The organism is Saccharothrix australiensis (assembly GCF_003634935.1).
In the GTDB taxonomy this organism is placed as follows: Bacteria; Actinomycetota; Actinomycetes; order Mycobacteriales; family Pseudonocardiaceae; genus Actinosynnema; species Actinosynnema australiense.
Genome location: NZ_RBXO01000001.1, coordinates 5,273,018 through 5,293,046 on the forward strand (window position 1 = coordinate 5,273,018; position 20,029 = coordinate 5,293,046).

General features: G+C 73.9%; 17 protein-coding genes. 7 read left to right on the forward strand and 10 right to left on the reverse strand.

Annotated elements, in window-relative coordinates:
* Window positions 1–86 precede the first annotated feature (86 nt).
* The 5 genes from C8E97_RS22310 to C8E97_RS22330 form a co-directional block, all read right to left on the reverse strand.
* Entirely contained in the window at window positions 87–3,074 is a 2,988-nt protein-coding gene (locus tag C8E97_RS22310; protein ID WP_121007450.1) for an amidohydrolase family protein, read from the reverse strand.
* A 74-nt stretch (window positions 3,075–3,148) separates the two neighbouring features.
* Window positions 3,149–4,729 (reverse strand): outer membrane protein assembly factor BamB family protein, encoded by a 1,581-nt coding sequence (locus C8E97_RS22315; protein ID WP_121012121.1) that lies wholly within the window; start codon window positions 4,727–4,729, stop codon window positions 3,149–3,151.
* 95 nt (window positions 4,730–4,824) lie between these two features.
* Window positions 4,825–5,844: an acetamidase/formamidase family protein gene (locus C8E97_RS22320; protein ID WP_121007451.1), complete on the reverse strand. Its 1,020-nt coding sequence runs from the start codon at window positions 5,842–5,844 to the stop codon at window positions 4,825–4,827.
* Window positions 5,841–7,232 (reverse strand): APC family permease, encoded by a 1,392-nt coding sequence (locus tag C8E97_RS22325; protein WP_121007452.1) that lies wholly within the window; start codon window positions 7,230–7,232, stop codon window positions 5,841–5,843. Before C8E97_RS22325 ends, C8E97_RS22320 begins: the two co-directional genes overlap by 4 nt.
* A gap of 311 nt (window positions 7,233–7,543) precedes the next feature.
* On the reverse strand, window positions 7,544–8,659 hold the full coding sequence (locus C8E97_RS22330) for an ABC transporter substrate-binding protein (RefSeq protein ID WP_121007453.1): 1,116 nt from the start codon (window positions 8,657–8,659) through the stop codon (window positions 7,544–7,546).
* A 47-nt stretch (window positions 8,660–8,706) separates the two neighbouring features.
* Between C8E97_RS22330 and C8E97_RS22335 the strand changes: the two genes are divergently transcribed.
* A complete protein-coding gene (locus tag C8E97_RS22335) occupies window positions 8,707–9,132 on the forward strand; it encodes a MarR family winged helix-turn-helix transcriptional regulator (protein WP_246019073.1) in 426 nt (141 codons plus the stop codon).
* 30 nt (window positions 9,133–9,162) lie between these two features.
* On the opposite strand, the gene C8E97_RS34825 is transcribed toward C8E97_RS22335, so the two are convergent.
* Window positions 9,163–9,306: a hypothetical protein gene (locus tag C8E97_RS34825; RefSeq protein ID WP_170211959.1), complete on the reverse strand. Its 144-nt coding sequence runs from the start codon at window positions 9,304–9,306 to the stop codon at window positions 9,163–9,165.
* Between the two features lie 425 nt (window positions 9,307–9,731).
* Here C8E97_RS34825 and C8E97_RS22345 point away from each other — a divergent pair, with 425 nt between their 5' ends.
* Together C8E97_RS22345 and C8E97_RS22350 are read left to right on the forward strand one after the other, a co-directional pair.
* Window positions 9,732–10,307 (forward strand): hypothetical protein, encoded by a 576-nt coding sequence (locus C8E97_RS22345; protein WP_147455205.1) that lies wholly within the window; start codon window positions 9,732–9,734, stop codon window positions 10,305–10,307.
* Window positions 10,308–10,521: 214 nt separating this feature from the next.
* Window positions 10,522–11,307 carry a DJ-1/PfpI family protein gene (locus C8E97_RS22350; protein WP_121007457.1) on the forward strand — a complete coding sequence of 262 codons (786 nt, stop codon included), beginning with the start codon at window positions 10,522–10,524 and terminating at the stop codon, window positions 11,305–11,307.
* Between the two features lie 89 nt (window positions 11,308–11,396).
* Here C8E97_RS22350 and C8E97_RS22355 read toward each other — a convergent pair whose 3' ends face one another.
* Together C8E97_RS22355 and C8E97_RS22360 are read right to left on the reverse strand one after the other, a co-directional pair.
* Window positions 11,397–11,831, reverse strand: a complete 435-nt coding sequence (locus C8E97_RS22355) for a DUF3995 domain-containing protein (RefSeq protein WP_121007458.1) — start codon at window positions 11,829–11,831, stop codon at window positions 11,397–11,399.
* A gap of 54 nt (window positions 11,832–11,885) precedes the next feature.
* Window positions 11,886–12,347, reverse strand: coding sequence for a MarR family winged helix-turn-helix transcriptional regulator (locus C8E97_RS22360; protein WP_425470564.1), 462 nt, complete (start codon window positions 12,345–12,347; stop codon window positions 11,886–11,888).
* A 93-nt stretch (window positions 12,348–12,440) separates the two neighbouring features.
* Here C8E97_RS22360 and C8E97_RS22365 point away from each other — a divergent pair, with 93 nt between their 5' ends.
* Window positions 12,441–13,475 carry an LLM class flavin-dependent oxidoreductase gene (locus C8E97_RS22365; RefSeq protein ID WP_121012124.1) on the forward strand — a complete coding sequence of 345 codons (1,035 nt, stop codon included), beginning with the start codon at window positions 12,441–12,443 and terminating at the stop codon, window positions 13,473–13,475.
* Between the two features lie 81 nt (window positions 13,476–13,556).
* Here the strand turns inward: C8E97_RS22365 and C8E97_RS22370 are convergent, their stop codons facing one another.
* A complete protein-coding gene (locus C8E97_RS22370; RefSeq protein ID WP_121007460.1) occupies window positions 13,557–14,402 on the reverse strand; it encodes an NAD(P)-dependent oxidoreductase in 846 nt (281 codons plus the stop codon).
* Window positions 14,403–14,592: 190 nt separating this feature from the next.
* Between C8E97_RS22370 and C8E97_RS22375 the strand changes: the two genes are divergently transcribed.
* Window positions 14,593–15,771 carry a hypothetical protein gene (locus tag C8E97_RS22375; RefSeq protein WP_121007461.1) on the forward strand — a complete coding sequence of 393 codons (1,179 nt, stop codon included), beginning with the start codon at window positions 14,593–14,595 and terminating at the stop codon, window positions 15,769–15,771.
* 126 nt (window positions 15,772–15,897) lie between these two features.
* Here C8E97_RS22375 and C8E97_RS22380 read toward each other — a convergent pair whose 3' ends face one another.
* Window positions 15,898–16,539 (reverse strand): NAD(P)-dependent oxidoreductase, encoded by a 642-nt coding sequence (locus C8E97_RS22380; protein WP_121007462.1) that lies wholly within the window; start codon window positions 16,537–16,539, stop codon window positions 15,898–15,900.
* A gap of 103 nt (window positions 16,540–16,642) precedes the next feature.
* Between C8E97_RS22380 and C8E97_RS22385 the strand changes: the two genes are divergently transcribed.
* Window positions 16,643–17,494 carry a helix-turn-helix domain-containing protein gene (locus C8E97_RS22385; protein ID WP_121007463.1) on the forward strand — a complete coding sequence of 284 codons (852 nt, stop codon included), beginning with the start codon at window positions 16,643–16,645 and terminating at the stop codon, window positions 17,492–17,494.
* 443 nt (window positions 17,495–17,937) lie between these two features.
* Window positions 17,938–19,842, forward strand: a complete 1,905-nt coding sequence (locus C8E97_RS22390) for a primary-amine oxidase (RefSeq protein WP_121007464.1) — start codon at window positions 17,938–17,940, stop codon at window positions 19,840–19,842.
* The last annotated feature ends 187 nt before the right edge of the window (window positions 19,843–20,029 follow it).

A 20,029-nucleotide genomic window follows, 5' to 3' on the forward strand; every position in this document is an offset into this window, starting at 1 on the left:
CGCCGCAGCGGGCCGGTCGGCCAACGCGGGCCGGCGGAGTGCCCGGTCCCGGACGGACGCACCGGGACCGGGCACCTCTCACGCGGTCACCCCGACGCCGGGCGACCGGCGTACGGCGCGAGCAGTTCGTCCACAGTGGACACCCGGCCGTTCTTCACCACGGAGCGGACGTTCGCCAGGGCCGCCACGTCGCGGCTCGGGTCACCCTCGACGAACAGCAGGTCGGCCAGCTTGCCCTCCTCCACGCTGCCGAGGTCGTCCTCGACGCCCAGGTGCCGCGCGGGCACGAGGGTCGTGCTCTGCAACACCTGGAACGGCGTGACGCCGTACTTGCCCATCGCCCGCAGGTTGAGGTGCAGGCTCACCGCCATCGTGTCCAGCGGCGCGTCGGTGCCCGCCAGCACGGTGCCGCCGGCCGCCAGCAGCCGCTTGACGATGTCGACCTGGCGTCGCGCCTGCTCGGGCGAGCCGTCCAGGAAGCCGCACGGCCCCTTGCCCTGCGCGCACAGCAGCTTCGCGTTCAGGACCTGCCGCTCCTGGTCGGTGTAGAGCGTGCGCACCCGCCGGTCCTCGACCACCGCCGGGTCGTCGGCGAGCAGCGAGCTGGAGCTGAACAGCGTCGTGCTGACCGCCATCCCGCTGCGGGCCGCGAGCTGGATCACGTCCTTGTACGGGCCGTTGCCCGACGAGTCGCGGGCGAACGCGAAGCCCCACTTGGTCGGGCCGGTGAGGTGTTCCTTGCCGTCCACGCCGTGCGCCACACCGGGGTACAGGTAGTGCGACGTGGTCGGGATGCCCAACCGGTGCGCGAAGTCGGTCACCCGCGCCTGCCAGTCGAACGGGAAGCGCTCGTAGGTCTTCACCAGGTCGTAGTCCAGCTCGCGCGCCCTGGACAGCTCCAGCGCCAACTGCTGCTCGCCGCGCACCGGGCGGGCGAACTCCCACCCGACCCGCGAACCCTCCAGCATCTCGCCGGTCATGAAGAACCGGGGCCCGGTCCGCGCGCCGGCGTCCAGCGACTCGCGGTCCTCCAGCGCCCGGTACGCCGGGTCGCCGGTGGAGCGGGTGGTGGTGATGCCGTAGGACAGCAGCAGCCGGCCCAGCCGGTCGCCGACGAACTTCGACCGCATCTCCTGGTGCACGTGCATGTCCACCAGACCGGGTGTGACGGTCAGCTTGCCGGCGTCGACGAACCGCCAGCCCGCGCCGACCCGGTCCGGGCGGTGCGGCTCGATCTTCTGGATCCGGTTGCCCACCACCAGGATGTCGACGTCGGTGCGCGGCGCGGCGTTGCGGCCGTCCCACAGGCGGCCGGCGTGGATCACCAGGCGCGTGTCCGGCTGGTCCCGCGCGTAGCCCAGGTCGACCGGCACGTCCTGCGTCTTCGCACCGTCCACGCTGGTCAGCCGCAGCCTGCCGTTGTTCAGGTACAGCAGGGTCTTGGCGTCACCCCAGCTCGGGGCGTCGCTCGCCTCGCGGGTGACCTGCCGCGGCGGTCCGCTCGGCCCGCCGTTGGCGATCGGCAGCACCCAGATCGTGCTGTCCATCGAGAAGGCCAGCAGGCTGCCGTCCGGCGACCACAGCGGGCCGTCGTCGCCGCGGGTGGACACCGAGCCGAACGGCACGGGCTCGAACGTCCTCGTCCGGCCGGAGGCGACGTCGGCCAGCAGGATCTGGTTGCGCTCGGCGACGTTCACGGTGAGCGCCAGCGTCCGGCCGTCCGGCGACCACGACGGCCGACCGGGCGCGTTCTGCGGTCCCAGCACGCGGGTGGGCGTGCCGCCGGCCAGGTCCACCGTGAACGTCTGGGCGTTCTGGTCCTGGAACGCCAGCGCGCGGCCGTCCGGCGACCACGTGGGCGCGACCTCCGCGCCGGGCAGCGACGTGACCCGCTGCTCCTTGCCGGTGGCCACCTCGACGGCGTACAGGTCCTCGGTGCCCGCCTTGTCCGAGGCGTAGGCGATCCTCGCGCCGTCCCGCGACCACACCGGGTCGGTCTCGTGGAACTGGTCGCGGGTCAACCGCTTCGGCGGGCCGCCGACCGGCATCAGCCACAGGTCGTTCAGCGCCTTGAACACGACCGTCCGGTTGTCCGGTGACAGGGCGGGCGAGACGATGCCCCGCACCCGCTGCTCCCGGCGGCTGTCGAAGTCGTAGTCCTTGCGCTGGTAGGGCCGCCGGTCGAGGGAGAACGTCGCCTTGAACGGCACGACGCGCGTGGACGCGCTGCCGACGTGGGTGACCACGACGCGGCCGTTCGCGCCGTAGATCACCTCGTCGGCGGACAGCCAGCGCGGCGGGAACTGGAACACGTCGTCGAAGGTGCCGACCTGGCGCACCGCACCGGATTCCGCGACGGCGAGCGTCCGACCGGCGGGACCGCCGCGGACGAACGCGAGCCGCCGGCCGTCCGGCGACCACGACGGCGCGGCCACCGCGCCCTGCCCGGCCGGGACGACCGTGCGCACCGCGCCGGTCGCGAGGTCGACGCTCTCCACCGAGTTGCCCTGGACGTAGGCGATGCTGCGGCCGTCGGGCGCCCACGTCGGCTGGATCTCGCGGGTCCGGGCCGAGGTGATCCGCTTCAGCTCGCCGGAGGCCACGTCGACGGTCCAGATGTCCTCGGTGCCCTGGCGGTCCGAGGTGAACGCGATGTGCTTGCCGTCCGGCGACCACGCGGGGTACAGGTCGTCGTACTCGCCGCGGGTCAGCTGCCGGGGGTCGCGGCCGTCCGCGTCCACCGTGCGGATGTGGAACATGCCCTCGACGAACGACTGGAGGGCGATGCGGCCGCCGTCCGGCGAGAACACCGGCCAGAACGGGTCGAGGAAGTCGTCGCCGATCGCGGTCGCCGCGCCACCCGCGCGCGGCATCGAGAACAGCTGCCCCTGGAGGTCGAAGACGATCCGGCCGTCGCGGGGCGACACCGCCACCGCGAGGTTCGTGCCCTCCTCGACGGTGACCGTGGTCGGGCCGCCGCGGCCGGGTTCGGCCTCGGCGGCGGTGGCCGACGACACGGCGAGGAGGCACACCAGCGCCACCCCGCCGAAGCGGCGTGTTTTCGCAGTACGCATGAGAGAGACTCCTTGCGTTGCGCGGACGCGCTGCCGCACCGGCGGCGACGGGTGCGGTGCGGCAGCGGTGAACATCAGAGTCCGAACGCGAGCAGGACGTTGCCGTGGTCGCTCGGGTAGGACGGCCAGTACCCGGACTGGACGTAGAGCATCCCGTTGGCCACGACCGCGCCGCCGTTGCCGGAGATCGAACTGCCGTGCCCGGTGAGCCCGTTCACCCCCTCGAACTCGCGGATGGTGTCGAATTCCCAGCGGACCTTGCCCGTGCCGGCGTCGTAGATCCGCATCTTGCCGTCGTCGCTGCCCTCGTAGACCAGGCCGGGACTGGTGGTCACGGCCGGGGTGTGGGCGAGCACGCACACCTTCGGGTGCTTGGCCGCGCCGCCGGTGGTGCAGCCGTCGGCCGGGTTCGGCGTCTCCCACAGCACGTCGCCGTCGACCGGGTCGAGCGCGAACACCGTGCCGGGGTTGCCGTAGTTCGTCGCCGTGTACAGGCGCTTGCCGTCGTAGCTGCTGCCCCACTGGATGCCGCTGAGGCCGCCGCCCGGCATGGGCTTGGACAGCTGCCGCCGCCACGACACCTCGCCGGTGCGCGCGTCGAACACGTGGAAGACGCCGCTCTTCTGCCCGATGCCGACCATCGTCCGCCCGTTGGCGCGGAACAGCGTCGGCGTCGCGCCGAGGTCGTAGTCCAGCGCGGTCCCGTCCTTCTGGCCGGGGCAGTACCCCTCCGCGTCCGGGAAGCCGCACAGCAGCCGCCAGGTGTCGGCCTTGGTCACCTGCTGCTTCCAGCGCACGCCGCCGGTCCGGGCGTCCAGGGCGAGCAGGCTGTCGAAGTCGCCCGTGGTGCCGGAGTACAGGTTGCCGGTGCCGACGTAGAGGGTGTTGGTGCGCTCGTCGACGACCGGCGAGCTCCACACGCCCGCGCCGGACGGCTCGTAGCGGGTCGCGCCGCTGGGCCAGGTGCCGACCGCCTGCGGCTCGGGCGTGGTGAAGTAGCGCCACGCCAGCTCGCCCGTCTCGGCGTCGAACGAGTCGACGTGGCCCCGGAACGTGCAGCACGGGTAGTTCCGGTCGGGGTTGATGTTCTCGCCGCTGGACGCGCCGACGTAGATCCGGCCGTCGTGGTACAGCGGCGAGCTGGTGTGCATCCCGGCGACGTGGGGCTCGGTGTCCTTCGCCCACACGACCTTGCCGGTCCGCTGCTCCAGCGCGTACAGGAAGCCGCTGTTGTCGCCGAAGTACACCTTGCCGCGCGCCACCGCCGGCCCGTCGATCACGACCGCCCTCGGGTTGACCGGGGCCAGGTCGAACGTCCACCGGTTGGCGCCGGTCCGGGCGTCCAGCGCGTGGAATTTGCCGTCCGGGCTGCCGAAGTAGACGACGCCGTCCACCACGGCGGGCTGGCTCTTCGCCGGAAATCCGTTCTTCGGATAGGCGAATGCCCACTTCAGCTTGAGTTTTCCGACCGACCACGGCGCGATCCGGCGTTCCGCCGCGTTGAATCGCGAACCGGACTTGTCGCCCTGCCAGGTCGGCCAATCGCCGGACCGGTGCCCACTCGGCTCGCCGTGGGCGGAGGCCGCGCCGCCGACCAGCAGCGCGACCGCCGCGAGCACTGCCGAGACGCGGTGTTTCCCTTTGCGGACAGGCACGTCCACTCCTTTCGGGCGGGCGGCCTGTCCTCAACGTACTGGGCGGCTGCTCGGTTGCCTTGCGCCAAGCGAACCAAACTGCGAAACGAGACGAGTTATCCGCGTTCGGACAGATAGCGGGCACCCGTCGCCCGCAAGCGGGAATGCACCCCGTCAAATACCACGACGCCCGGCAGGACGCCCTTCGGCAATTTCGCGAGCATGGTGTAGTGGGTGTCCACCACGTTGCCCGCCGGCGCGAGCCCCGCCTGGCTCACGAGCTGGTAGGCGTCCAGGGCGTCGAGCCCGACCAGGTCCGCGGTCCAGCCGACCAGGTCGTGCTGGCTGATCCGGAACGCGTCCTCCAGCGGGCGCGCCGAGCCGGTCGACATCAGGAAGTCGTCGTCCTCCAGCCGGGGCCACGCCGGCGCACCGCCCTTGACCAGGTCGACCACGATCACGGTGGACATGGCCGCCTCGACCGCCGTGCCGCACACCTCGCCCTCGCCCTGGCGGCAGTGGCCGTCGCCGATGGAGATCAGCGCGCCGGGCACGTTGACGCCGAAGTACGCGGTCGTGCCCGCGCGCAGCTCCGGGGTGTCCATGTTGCCGCCGTGCGCGCCGGGCGTGATGCTCATGATCACCTCGTCGGCGGCGGGCGCGACGCCGACGGTCCCGTGCATGGGGTCCAGCGGCAGCTCGACCGAGAAGTCGCTCCGCCGCGCGTTGAACCGGCACACGCCCCTGGCCACGTCCACGTCGTAGAGCCAGACCCGCTCCGGCAGCGCCTCGTGCAGCATCGCCGTGGTGTGCGTGGCGGTCAGCGCGCCGAAGTGCGGGAAGGTCGTGGACACCGCCCAGTCCCTGGTCGGCCGGATGTCGACGAAGTGCACGGCCACCGTGTCGCCCGGCTCCGCGCCCTCCACCGCGATCGGGCCGGTCACCGGGTTCAGGTAGGGGAACTCGCACACCCGGCTCGGCAGGTCGTCGACACCCCGCACCGCGCCGCCGAAGCAGTCCTCGGTGGTCAGCTCCACCACGGTGCCCGGCTTGACGGTCAGCAGCGGCTCCCGCCCGCCGAACGCGTAGGCCAGGTCGGCCCGGTCCGGGTGCAGCCGCACGACCTCGATGCTCACTCGTCCTCCTCGTTCCCGCTGATACCGGCCAGTTCCGGCCGGCGGCCCGCCACGAGCAGACCGATCAGGACCACCACGCCGACGCCGAGCCAGACGAAGCCCACCGCCTGCGCCGCCACCTTCGCGTTGACCACCACGTAGGCCAGGATCGCGAACCCCACGACCGGCGCGACCAGGTGGGCCCACCAGTTCCGGCTGCGGCGGCGGATCACGTAGTGCGCGACCACGGACACGTGCAGCACCAGGAACGCGGTCATCGCGCCGAAGTTCACCAGCGAGCTGAGCAGCGCGATCCCGTCCTCGCGGGACTGCACGTACAGGCCGAGCACCAGGGACACGCCGGCGACCAGCAGCGTGGCGTTGACCGGGACGCGCCGCGTCGGGTGCACCTTCGCCAGGAACTTCGGCAGTTGCCGGTCCCGCGCCATCGCGAACAGCAGCCGGGACGTGGCGGCCTGCGCCACCAAGGAGTTCGCGAACCCCCACGACACGGCGGTGGCCGCCGCCGTCAGGGTGGCCAGCCAGCCGCCGCCCGCCGCCCGCGCCGCGTCGTAGAACGCCGTGCCGCCGCTGTCGCCGTTCGCGATCAGGCCCTCCGGGTCGGGCACCAGCAGCGCGGCCACCCAGGTCTGCACGATGAACAGCAGGCCGGTGACCAGCAGCGCCAGCACCATCGACCGGCCGATGGCGCGGGCGGGGCCGCGGTTCTCCTCGGCGAGCGTGGAGATGGCGTCGAACCCGAGGAAGCTGAGCACCGCGATGGACACCGCGCCGAACACCAGCGGCCAGGAGAACGCGGCGCTGTCGAACAGCGGCGCGAACGAGAAGCCCCGGCCCCTGCCCTGCGCCAGCGCGACGACCCCGATCACCAGGAAGCCCGCGAGGATGACCAGCTGCGCGACCAGCATGACGCGGTTGACCCTGGCGGTCGTCTCGATGCCGAGGTAGTTGACGGCGGTGTTGAGCAGCACGAAGGCGATCAGCCACAACCACACCGGCACGGCGGGCAGCAGCGAGTTCATCGCCACGCCCGCGATCAGGTAGAGCAGGCCGGGCACGAGCACGTAGTCGAGCAGGACCATCCAGCCGGCCAGGAACCCGACCGGCGCGGCGATGCCGCGCCCGGCGTAGGTGTAGACCGAGCCCGCGATCGGGAACGCCTTGGACATCTGGGCGTACGAGTTGGCGGTGAACAGCATGGCGAGCATCCCGATGGCGTAGGCCAGCGCGACCATGCCGCCGGAGCCCTGGAACACGCTGCCGAAGATGCCGAACGGCGCGATCGGCACCATGATGATCAGGCCGTAGACGAGCAGGTCCTTGAAGCCGAGGGACCGCCGCAGTTCCTGGGTGTAGCCGTAGCGCTCCAGGCCCGTGTCCTGCGCCATGCCGTCCTCCTGCCGTGCGGTGGTGCGGGAAGCCTAGACACAGTCCTTCCGGTTGGAAAGGTTCCGGGCGGAAGCATTTCGCGGGGCGGTCGGCCGATCACGGCGCGTCGAACCGGACGACCGCGAGCCGGCCCGGACGACTCCGCACCGGGCGGTCGCGGACCGGACGGTCGCGGATCGGACGACAGCGGGGGCGGGTCCGACCGCACCCGGTCCGACGGCGGGGCGGCGGGTCCGGCAGCGGGTCCGTTGGCGGGGCGGCGGGTCCGGTGGCGACAGGGGTGTCGTGGCGACGCGGGCGGGTGCCGCGCTCAGAGCCGGGCGATCACCCTGAGGTCCAGCCCGTCCGCGCGGGCGAGGAAACCACCCGACCTCGGCGGGCCCAGCGGCGCGCCGGACCAGGCGTCCCGCTCCGCGCGGTGCAGCAGCGCCGCCGCGCCGGCCTGCGCCCGCCCCGCCGTCAGCCCGCCCGACCTGGCCAGCGCGGCGACCAGGTGCACACCGTCGTAACAACCCTCGGCGTAGGCGTCGAGCACCGGGGCCCGCCCGCCGAACAGCGACCGGTGCCGCTCGGCCAGCGCGATCCGCCGCTCGTCGCCCTGCCCGGCGAACGACCGCATCGCCGCGTACAGCTCGCCGGTGTCGTCACCGCCCGCCGCGAGCAGCGCGTTCTCCTCCAGCGACCCCGACAGCCGCACCACCCGCCCGGCCAGCGGCGACGCCGAGAACACCCGGTTGACCAGCGCCAGGTCCCGGCCGACCAGGCTGAGCAGCACCGCGTCCACCCGCGCCCGCGCCAGCCGGGCGACGATCTCCTCCGCGTCGACGCCCGGTCCGGGGAAGGGCACCAGCCTGGTCGTCACGACCTCCGCGCCGAGCGCACGCACCAGGTCCGCGACCACCCGGTGCACGGCGCGCGGCCAGATGTAGTCGCTGCCCACCAGCGCCCACCGCCGCACCCCGCGCCGGTCCACCAGCCAGCGCACGGCGGGCGCGAGCTGCCTGCCCGGCGAGTCGCCCAGCAGCACCACGCCCGGCAATCGGGCGCCACCCTCGTGCGGCGGCGTGAAGACGTACGGCGCACGTCCGGTCAACGCCGCCTCCAGCGCCCGGTGGACGTCGCTGGTGTGGAACCCGACGAACGCGTCCACCAGCCCGACCAGGCCGACCGCCGACCGCGCCACCTCGTGCGGCAGCCGGCCGGCGTCCACCGGCACCAGCTGCACCCGCCGCCCGGCCACACCGCCCGCCGCGTTCAGCTCCGTCGCCGCCAGCGCCGCCGCGAGCAGCCCGGACGGCCCCGTCAGCCCGAGCGCGCCGGACAGCGGCAGCAGCAGCCCGAGCCGCAGCGCACCGGGGTCGGGTCCGTCGACCGCCACCCGCAGGTGGTCGCGCACCACGGCGTTCACGACCGCCGAGGAGTCCATGGGCGGACAGTATGCTCGCCGACGAGTTCCCCGGTGAAAGGCTCGCCATGTCCGACCGACCCCGACACCGCCTCGCCCGCGCGGACCTGGTGGACCTGCTCACCCGCACCCAGCGCGCCCTGGTCCGCGACCTCGGCGGCGTGCTGGAGGAGGAGGGCGTCACCGTCGACCAGTGGCGGGTGCTGCGCGCCCTGGCGGACGAGGAGCGCTCGATGGGCGAGCTGGCCGGCGCGCTGGAGATGCCGCACGCCACGCTGACCCGCATCGTCGACACCCTGGTCGACTCGGCGTTCCTCTACCGCTCGCAGTCCGGCGAGGACCGGCGCAAGGTCTCGGTGCACGTGTCCGACCCCGGCCACGCCAAGCTGGACCGCCTGGAATCCCTCGCCGCGGCCCACGAGCGCGCCCTCGCCGACCGCCTCGGCCCGGACACCGTGGCCGACCTGTCCACCCTGCTGCGCGGCCTGGCGTGACCGCGCGGGCGCGCACCCCACCGGGTGCGGTCAGTCGGCCGCGTCGGCCTCCGGGGCGGTCTCGTCCGCCACCGGCAGCGGGGTGGTGGCCGCCTCGGCGGCGGCTTCCGCGTCGACGACCAGCTCCGGTCCGCCCCACTGGCGGTCCGTCGCGCCCATGCTGTGCTTGCCCATCGTGGTGCTCCCCTCGACTTCCGCACGCTGGTACCCGGTCGACGCGCGGCCCACACCTCGGCGACGCCGGGACACCGCGAGCCGGCCTGCGAAAAGCCCTGCTTATGACGGAGATCACCGGGCGGGCGCGCCGCGCCGCCCACACCGGACGGCACCGCCCGGCGCGCCCGCGCGTCCACACGGCACACGCGGGCCCCTCCGGCGTGCCCGCACGTCCGCCCCGCACACCCCCGCACCCGCCCAGCGTGCCCGCGCGCCCGGTCACGCGCACCTCAATTCCCGCCCGGCGCGCCCGCGCGTCCACCCGCGACCCCGTCTTCCGACAGGGTGGGCGCGAGCCGCGCGGCAGGGGTGCCGCGCCGCCGCTCCCCGGACCTGACCGAGCGGTTTGCGGAAGCCCGCGGCGGCTTGTCAGGCTACGGATCATGGCGGATTGGCAGGTGCTGTTGGTGGGTGGCGCGTCGGGCAGCGGCAAGAGCGCGCTGTCCTACCCGGTGGCCCGCGCGCGGGGCGCGGCGCTGGTGGAGGTCGACGACCTGGTGGTCGCGCTCCAGAGCCTCACCACGGCGGAGGCGCAACCCGAGCTGCACCACTGGCTCCGGCACTCCGACGAGGGCATGTCGGCCGACGACGTGCTCGACGCGCAGGTGGCGCTGGCGCGGGCGTTGACCCCGGCGCTGGACGCGGTCGTCGCCAACCACCTGGAGACCGCCCTCCCGCTGGTGCTGGAGGGCGACTACCTGCTGCCCGAGTTCTGCGCGAAGTGGACCGGCGCGGTGGTGCGGTCGGTGTTCGTGCACGAGCCCGACGCGGACCAGTTGGAGCGGAACTACCTGCGCCGCGAGCCCGACGCGGGCGCGCAGCGCAAGCGGGCGCTGGACTGCGCGCACTACGGCGACTGGCTCGCCGCCGAGGCCGCGCGCCACGGCCTGCCGGTGCTCTCCGCCCGACCGTGGTCGGACGCGCCGGCACGGCTGGCGGCGGCGCTCGACGCGGCCTGACCACCCGACGCGCTCCGGACCACCCACCCGTCCCGATCGGACGCGACCGACACGCGGCCGGCACCCCGATCCCGCACGGGACGGCGGACCCGTCGGGGCACCGGCGGTCCACCCGTCCGAACGGGACGTCCGATCATCACAGGACCGCTCGGGAACTCCTCGGCCCCACCACGCGACTACCCGAGCGTGAGTGTCACCTACTTGGGGGTGTGACGTGGTGGAAGTTCATGGGCGTCGGCAGGTCCTGCGGGCCGCGGCGGTCACCGGCGTGGCCGCCGCGGTCGGCGGCACGGCGGCCCTGGCCGGTCCGGTCGCCGCGGCGGCCGGCGAGGACACGGCCGCCGCCGGCGGGCGCAAGCGCCGGATCGGCGTCCTCGTGTACGACCGGATGACCCTGCTGGACGCGATCGGCCCCGCCGAGGTGCTGTCGCGGCTGCCGGGCCACTCGGTCAGCCTGATCGGCCGGCGGCGCGGCGACGTGCGCGGGGACACCCGCCACGGCGCGGTGGTGGCCGACTACCGGATCGACGAGGTCGACCACCTCGACATCCTGCTCGTGCCCGGCGGCAGCGGGCGGGGCGCCACGGCCGTGGTCGAGCACGAGCCCACCATGCGGTGGATCCGCCACATCGACGCCAGGAGCACGTGGACCACCTCGGTGTGCACCGGGTCGCTGATCCTGGCCTACGCCGGGCTGTTGCAGGGGCACCGGGCCACCACCTACTGGTCGGCCAAGGACGAGCTGAACGCCAAGGGCGCGGTGTACGTGCCCGAGCGCTTCGTCCGGTCCGGCAAGTACGTGACGGCCGCCGGCGTGTCGGCGGGCATCGACATGGGCCTCTACCTGTCCGCGCTGCTGGCCGACGACACGACCGCCAAGGCGGTCCAGCTCGCGCTGGAGTACGACCCGCAGCCCCCGTTCGACACCGGCAGCCCGGACAAGGCCGGTCCGGAGCTCCAGCAGCTCGCGATGCGGTTGCTGCTCCAGTCCCAGCACTGAGACCGGCCCCCGGTGACGCCGGGCCCTCGGCCCACCGTCACCGGGGCCGCGTGCCCCGCGCTCCCGTCGAGCGCGGGGCACGCCCCGGTTCAGGCCCACGCCGCGAGCGAGCCCGCGGCCGCCGCCAGGGCCAGGCACAGCGGCGAGTAGACCCGCAGGTCGAGGCGCGCGAACTCGGTGCCCTTCCCCGGCGACGAGACCAGCCCGCGCACGCCGCGCAGCAGCAGGACCGCGGCGAGCCCGGCCGTCCCGACCACCGGCAGCCAAGCGGGCCCCGGCACCGGCAGCAGGCCGGCGCGACCCAGGACCAGGTACGCGGCCACCCCGAGCAGCACCACCACCACGGCCGTCAACGCGGGCGGGGGCAGCCGGTCGCCCTCCACCCCCACCACGCGCCGCGCGAACTCCTCGCGCGAGCGCAGCGGCCACGGCGAGAACATCCACACCACGTGCAACGCTCCGACGGCCGCCAACACCAGGGCCGTGAGCAGGGCCAACACCGTCACCAGGGCCACCTCCCCCATGTCCGTACGGCACCGTACGGAGCTGTCCGTACGGTAGCGCACGGAACCTGAGGGTCACCCGGTGGCGGCGATCCGGGCCAGCACCCGCGCGAACACGCGCCCGAGCACGTCGACCTCCTCGTCGGTCAGCGCGTCGAACAGGTACCGCCGCACCGCCTCGACGTGCGCGGGCGCGGCCGACTCGATCGCCGCCCGGCCCGCCGGTGTCAGCCGCACCATCGAGCCGCGCGCGTCCTCGGGGCACTCCTCGCGCACCACCAGCCCGCGCTTCTCCATGCGCGCGACCTGGTGGGACAGCCGACTGCGCTCCCAGCCGACCAGCGCGCCCAGCTCGCGCGCCCGCACCAGCCCGTCCGGCGCCTCGGACAGCGGCGCCAGCAGCGCGTAGTCGGCGTTGGACAGGCCCGCCTCGCGGACCAGGCCGCGCTCCAGGACCGCCGGCAGCTCGCGGTTCAGGTCGAGGTACGCGCGCCACACGCGCGCCTCCCGGTCGTCCAGCCATCGCGGTTCGCCCACCCGCGCCAGGCTAGCGGGTCGTTGACGCGTCATCAATCTATTGTTGACGCGTCATCATCCTGGGTCTACATTGCCGTCGTGCGCACCGACAAGATGGAACTCGGCCTGCTGAGCTTCGCCGACCGCCACCCCGACCCGATCACCGGCGAGCAGGTCACGGTGGCCGACGCGCTGGCGAACCAGTTGGAGCGCATCAAGCTCGCCGACGAGCTGGGCCTGGGCTTCTACGGGCTGGGCGAGCACCACCTGGAGAACTACGCGATCTCCAACCCCGGCACGGTCCTCGCCGCCGCCGCGAGCATCACCAGCCGCATCACCCTCGGCAGCGCCGTCACCGTGCTCAGCACCGAGGACCCGGTCCGCGTCTACCAGCAGTTCACGACGCTCGACCAGCTCAGCCGCGGCCGGGCGGAGCTGCTCGCGGGGCGCGGGTCGTTCACCGAGTCGTTCCCGCTGTTCGGCGCGGCGCTGGAGGACTACGACGAGCTGTTCGAGGAGAAGCTCGCCCTGCTGCTCAAGCTGGACCGCGAGCAGCCGATCACGTGGTCGGGCCGGTTCCGCCCGCCGCTGGAGGACGCGCACGTCTACCCGCGCCCGTACGGGGAGCGGCTGCGCATCTCGATCGGCACGGGCGGCAACCCGGAGTCGTCGGTGCGGGCGGGCCTGCTCGGGCTGCCGATCGTGTACGCCGTCATCGGCGGCATGCCGGAGCGGTTCGGGCCGCTGGTCGACCTGTACCGGCAGGCGGGCGAGGCGGGCGGGCACGCGCCGGCCGACCTGCACGTGACCATGAGCGCGATCGGCCTGATCGCCCGCAACTCGCAGGACGCCAAGGACGCTTACCACCCGTACTGGCTGGAGACCATGAAGTACGGGTCACGGGCGCGCGGCTGGCCGGTGCCGTCGCGCGCCGAGTACGACGAGTGGACGCGGGGCGCGCGGTCGATCTTCGCGGGGAGCCCGCAGGAGGTCGCCGAGCGCCTGATCGCGGTAGGCCGCCTGACCGGCGCGAACCGGTACGCGATGCACATGGACTGGTCCGGCGTGCCGCACCGGCTGGTGATGGAGGCCATCGAGCTGCTGGGCACCGAGGTCATGCCCTTGGTGCACAAGGAACTGGCGGCCTGACCACCCCACCACCGCCGGCCGCCGACGCCACCCACCCGCCAGGGGCCGGGGCTGGACCGAACGCCCCAGCCACCCGACGCCTCAGCTGCCGAACGCCCGGACGACCGCCGCCATGTCGTCCGTCCCACCGTGGTCCGCCGCCACGCGGTACTGCTCGTGCAGGGCGCGCATCAGCCGATCGTCGGTGCCCGCCTCGCGCATCGCCGCCAGGATCAGGTCGGCGTCCTTCACCGCGCCCTCGACGCCGAACGACGGCGTGAAGTCCTCCGCGATCATCGCCCGCCCCTTCACCTGGGCGTAGCCGCTGTCCACCGCGCCACCGGAGATGGCGTCCAGGAACGCCGCGGGCTCCAACCCCAGACCTCGCGTCAGGGCGACGGCCTGCGCCGTGGCGGCGGTGATCGACAGCACCCACGAGTTGGCCGCCAGCTTGAGCCGCTGGCCGTCGCCGGGCCGCTCCCCCGCCCACACCGTCCGCGCGCCGATCGCGTCGAACACCGGCGCGACGCGGTCGCGCACGTCGCGCGGACCGGCGGCCAGCACGGTCAGCTTGCCCTCCTCGGCGGGCTTGCGGGTGCCGAGGACGGGCGCGTCGACGAACGGTGTCCCACCGGCCAACTCGACCAGGCGTTCGGTGCCCTCCAGCCCGACCGTGCCGCTCTGGACCCACACCGCGCCGTCGGCGAGCGCCAGGCCGCGCATCACCTCGGCGGTCGAGTCGGCGTCGAACAGCACGGTCAGCACGACGTCCGCGCCCGCCACCGCCTCCGCCGGGCTGCCTGCCACCGTCGCGCCGTCGCCGGCCAGCGGGCGGGCCTTCTCCGCGCTGCGGTTCCACACCGTCACGGCCAGCCCCGCGCGCAGCAGGCTCCGCGCCATGCCCGCGCCCATCATCCCGGTGCCCAACACCGCAACCGACTTCGCCACTGTGGGTTTCCCTTCCTCCCGACGCCTTCCGACGTCCTTCGCCGAACCGCAAATCTGCCACCGCGGCACCGGCGCCGCATCTTTCGTCTTCACTGGGACGGAGCAATTCCGCTTGCGCCCGAGCGGATCGCCGCCGTTGCCCCGGCCGCCGGCCCTACGGTGGTCCGGACGCACGCGTTCGGGGGGCGGTATGGACGGCAGCACGGGCTCACCCCGCACCCCGCCACGGCCGCGCGGCATCGCGCTGGTCCTCGGCGGCCGGTTGATCTCGTTGCTGGGACTGGGTTCCGCGCCGGTCCTGCTCTGGCAGGCCGGGGCGGGCCGGCCCGGCCTCGCCCTGATCCCGCTGCTGGTCGGCGGCGGCGCGGTCGTCCTCTGCGGCGAGCGGCTGCGGGCGCACGGGCGGCGACGCCTGGTGCGCGACGTGCCACCACCCGGACCGGGCGAGCTGTTCGTCCTGTACGTCAGAGCCTGGCGGCCCGCGCTCCGCGCCGAGGCCGCGCCACCCCGCCCGCTCCCCGCCGCGCGCACGGCCGAGGAGCACCTGTTCGACGCCCTCCGCGACCTGGGCCGCGTGGTCGCGGTCGGCCCGGCGGACGAGGAGCCGCCGCCCGCCGGCGCGCACCGGCTCGTGCTGCCGCACGACGACCGGCGGCGCGCGGTGCTCGACCTGATGGCGCGGGCGCGGCTGGTCGTGATCAGCGCGGACACCGACGCCGGCACCCGGTGGGAGTTCGCGGACGCGCTGCGGGTCGTGCCACCGGAACGGCTGCTGCTCGTGATCACCCCCCGGCGCGGGGCGGCGCACCGGACCGGCACGGGATGCCGCGCCGTCGCCGCGCCGCGGACCGATGTGGACGGTGCGCTGCGGGCCAGGGCCGCCGAGCTGCACCAGGAGACCGGCCGCGCGTGGCGCCCGCCACCGCTCCCCGCGCACCCGACGCCGCCCGGCGGGGTGCTCGGGGTCGTCTCCTTCAGGGCCGGCTGGGAGCCGACGTGCCACGTGCCCGCGTCCCCGGGGCTCCGCCGCGCCGCCGCGCTCCGCCGCGCCCTCGCACCGGCCTACGGGCGGCTGACCGCGTACGAGGACGGGCTGACCGCCGACCCGGTGGTGGCGCGGCGGAGGCGGCGCGGCGAGCTGATCCGCGTGCTGGGCCTCGGCCTGGTGCTGTTCGCCGTGGTCCGGCTGGCCGTCGCGGCGTGGCGGCTGATGCGCCGCGACTGGGACCTCGGCCCCGGCGGGTGCTCGCTGTACGTGGTCGTGGCGACGCTGGTCGTGCTGCTGTGCGGGTGGGGCTCGGCGCGCCTCGGGCGGCGGATAGCCCTGCGGGCCGCGGCCCCGCCGAAGACGACACCCGCCCCGGTCTGAGTCGCACACCACACCGACCCGAGAACGGGCCGGCCCCGGGATCCGCCCGAGCGAGCCGGTCCCGGCGGCCCTCCGCGGCCCGACCCAGCGGGCCGGCCGCAGGAGGGCCTAGCAGCTCGCGGCGGGTCAGCGCGCGACGGTGAACCGACGGCGCTCGTGCGACGGCGTCTCGATCTCGTCCACCAGGGCGACCGCGTAGTCCTCGGCGCTGATCCAGCTCACACCGTCGGCGTCGGTGACCAGGTCCTCCTCGCCGATCCGGTACTCGCCGGTGCGCTCGCCGGGCTCGATGGTCGCCGCCGGGCTGAGCGCGGTCCAGTTCACGTCCTCCACGCCGCGCAGGTAGTCCAGCGCGTCGCCGTGCGCGTGCATGATCTGGAGCAGCCAGTCGGGCAGGCCGGGCTTGTCCCAGACCCGCGAGCCGTCGGCGGTGCGGAGGCTGCCCGCGCCGTTCACCACGATCAGCCGCGGCGAGCCGTCGACCGCGCGCAGCGCGCCGACCAGGGCCTTGGCCGCCGGCGCGATGGTGGCCTGGTGACCGGGGCCGTCACCGCCGCCGACCGCGCTGACCACCACGTCGTGCCCCGCGAGCAGGCCGGGCAGCGCGGCCTCGTCCAGCACGTCGCCCGCCTTGACGGTGACGTCGGTACGGTCGAGCTTGGCCGGGTCCCGGACGATGGCCGTGACGGTGTGGCCACGGCGCAGCGCCTCGTCGAGGATTCGCGAGCCGATGGTGCCGTTGGCACCGATGAGTGCGATGTGAGCCATGACTGAACGACTTCTCCAAAGTGGACAATGGGCGCGGTTCGCCGCCCGTGGTGCCATCCAAACCGAGGACCGTCGACCCGGCGAGGTCAGAGGGGGACACGTCATGGTGAAAAAGCGACACATCCCGGATGTGTCGTACCACAACCCGGCGGTCGCCGAACTCGGCGTCGAGGTGCTGTCGCTGGGCGTGCTGCGGCAGCGCGCCGGCGCCGGGCACGACCTGACGCGCCCGCAGCGGCCGGGGTTCCACCTCCTGATGCTGGTCACCTCCGGCACGGGAACGCACACGGTCGACTTCACGCCGTACCGGCTGCGGCCGGGCAGCGTGCTGTGGGTCCGGCCGGGTCAGGTGCAGCAGTTCCAGCCGCGGTCCCGCGTGGACGGTCCGCTGCTGCTCTTCCAGCCGGACTTCCCGCCGCCGGACGTCGCGAGCCCGTTCGGTCCAACGCACTGGCAGCTGGGCGCGCGGGACCAGCGGCTGGCCGCGACCGCCGCCGAGCACCTGGCGCGGGAGTACGCCGCGCTCACCCACGAGCCCGTCGCCGTGGCCGGCCGGCTGCTGGCACACCTGCTGGCGGCCCTCCTGCACCGACTCTCCTTGGCCGCGGGCGGGCAGTCACCCGCCTACAACGAGACCTTCCTGCGGTTCCGCGAGGCCGTGGAGCGGCACTTCACCACCACCCACCGGATCACCGACTACGCCCGCGCGCTCGGCTACTCCCCCCGCACCCTGGCCCGCGCCACGCAGGACGCCGTGAGCATGAACCCCAAGGAATTCCTGGACCGCCGCATCATCCTGGAGGCGAGGCGCCTGCTGGCCCACACCGACCTGCCGGCCGCCACCATCGGCACCCACCTGGGCTTCCCGGCCGCCACCACCTTCGCGAAGTACTTCCGCCACCGAACAGGCACCACCCCAGGCGACTTCCGAGCCACCACCCAGTCCCCCACCTGACCCCCGCCCCCGCGAGGCCGCGTCGGCCTGTCGCGGCTCATTCGCCGCCGATCACGCTTCACGATCGGCGGCGAATCAGCCGCGACGGCCCGACCACCAAGCGGCCGAGCCGCCGCCTGCGAAGCAGCGGCCACAAGCACGGCCGCGTCGGCCTGTCGCGGCTCATTCGCCGCCGATCACGCTTCACGATCGGCGGCGAATCAGCCGCGACGGGCCGACCACCAAGCGGCCGAGCCGCCGCCTGCGGAGCAGCGGCCACAAGCACGGCCGCGTCGGGGTGTCGCGCCTCATTTCCTGTCGATCACGCTTTTCGATCGACAGGAAATCAGGCGCGACGGCCCGACCACAGGGCGGCCGAGCCCGCCGTCTGCGGAGCAGCGGCAATCAAACACAGTTCACCGCACGCCAAGACCGATCCGCCGCGCGCGCCGAATACTCGGGGCATGACCCACAGCCCACACCCGCTCGACCCGTTCACCGCGGCGGAGATCACCCAGGTCAGGGACGCACTGGTGGCCGCGGGCAAGGTCGGCGAGACCACCCGGTTCCCCAGCGTGCTGCCCGTCGAGCCGCCCAAGGAGGTCGTGCGCGCGCACCGGCCGGGCGACCCGGTGACCAAGCGGGCGCGGGTGGTGCTGCTGGACACCGCGACCGGGGTCTCCGCCGAGGCCGTGGTGGACGCGACCGCGGGCGTGGTGGAGTCCTACCGCGAGCTGGAACCGGCCAAGGACGGCCAGCCGGCGATCCTGTTCGAGGAGTACGACCGCAGCGCCGAGCTGGTGCGGGCCGACCCCCGCTGGCAGGCGGCGATGCGCAGGCGGGGCGTCGAGGACTGGTCGCTGGCGTTCGTCGCGCCGCTGTCGCCGGGCTTCTTCGACGAGCCGCTGCTGCGCGACCGGCGCGTGCTGCGCGCGTTGACGTTCCTGCGCGACCACGTGGACGACAGCCCGTGGGCCCACCCGGTCGAGGGCCTGCTCTGCGAGGTGGACCTCATCGCGAACGAGGTCATCGCGGTCACCGACGAGGGCGACGTCCCGACGCCCGCCGAGCACGGCAACTACTCGGGCGCTACACCGCGCACGACGCTGAAGCCGATCTCGATCACCCAGCCCGAGGGCGTCAGCTTCACCGTCGAGGGCAACGAGGTCTCCTGGGAGGGCTGGCGGTTCCGGGTCGGCTTCAACGCCCGCGAGGGCCTGACGCTGCACCGGATCGGGTTCGGCGGCGACCCGGTGCTGTACCGGGCGTCGATGGCCGAGATGGTGGTGCCCTACGGCGACCCCGCGCCGTGGCGCAACTGGATCAGCTACTTCGACGCGGGCGAGTACCTGCTCGGCAAGAACGCCAACTCGCTGCGGCTGGGCTGCGACTGCCTGGGCGTGATCCACTACTTCGACGCCGTGCTCGCCGACGACCACGGGCAGCCGGTCGCCATCCCGCAGGCGATCTGCATGCACGAGGAGGACTACGGCGTGCAGTGGAAGCACACCAACGTCCTCACCGGCGCGTCGGACGTGCGGCGGTCGCGGCGGCTGGTGGTGTCGTCGTTCAGCACCATCGGCAACTACGACTACGGATTCTTCTGGTACTTCTACCTCGACGGCACGATCGAGCTGGAGGCCAAGGCGACCGGCGTCGTGTTCTGCGGCGCGGGCGGCGACTCGCCCTACGGCGCGGAGATCGCGCCCGGCCTGGCGGCGCCGGTGCACCAGCACCTGTTCTGCGCCCGCCTGGACACCGAGGTGGCGAGCGAGGCGAACACCGTCGACGAGATCGACTTCGTCGGCGTGCCGACCGGGCCGGACAACCCGCGCGGCAACGCGTTCACGACGACCACCACCGTGCTGGACCGCGAGTCGACGGCGGCGCGCCTGGCCGACCCGCTGCGCGGTCGGACGTGGGTGGTGCGCAGCGCCGACCGCGTGAACCGGCTGGGCAAGCCGCGCGCCTACCAGCTGGTGCCGAAGCCGGGCCCGACGCTGCTGGCGCAGCCCGACGCGACGGTCGCCGCGCGGGCCGCGTTCGCCACCAGGCACCTGTGGGTGACCCGGTTCCACGAGGACGAGCGCTACCCGGCGGGCGAGTACCCGGACCAGCACCCCGGCGGCGCGGGGCTGCCGCGGTGGGCCGCGCAGGACCGCCCGCTGGTGGACGCCGACCTGGTCCTGTGGCACGTTTTCGGGCCCACCCACCTGCCCCGGCCGGAGGACTGGCCGGTGATGCCGGTGGACTACAGCGGATTCCTGTTCAAGCCGCTCGGATTCCACGACCGCAATCCCACGCTGGACCTGCCCGATTACTCGGCCTGCCGGCACTGCCCGCCCGGTGAATGCCACTGCGCCCATTGAGACCCGCCGAGGCCCGCTGTGCGGCCCATCGAGGCCGACCGGGAACACCCGCCGACCGGTCGGTGAACCGGCCCCGAAGCGCCCGTCGCCCCGCGCCGGCGGCGGGCGCCGAGGGCTGCCCGAACGCCGTCGACGGTGCATATGCACGCGCAGCACCGGGAGGTGACCGCAGCGTTACCGAATCGTG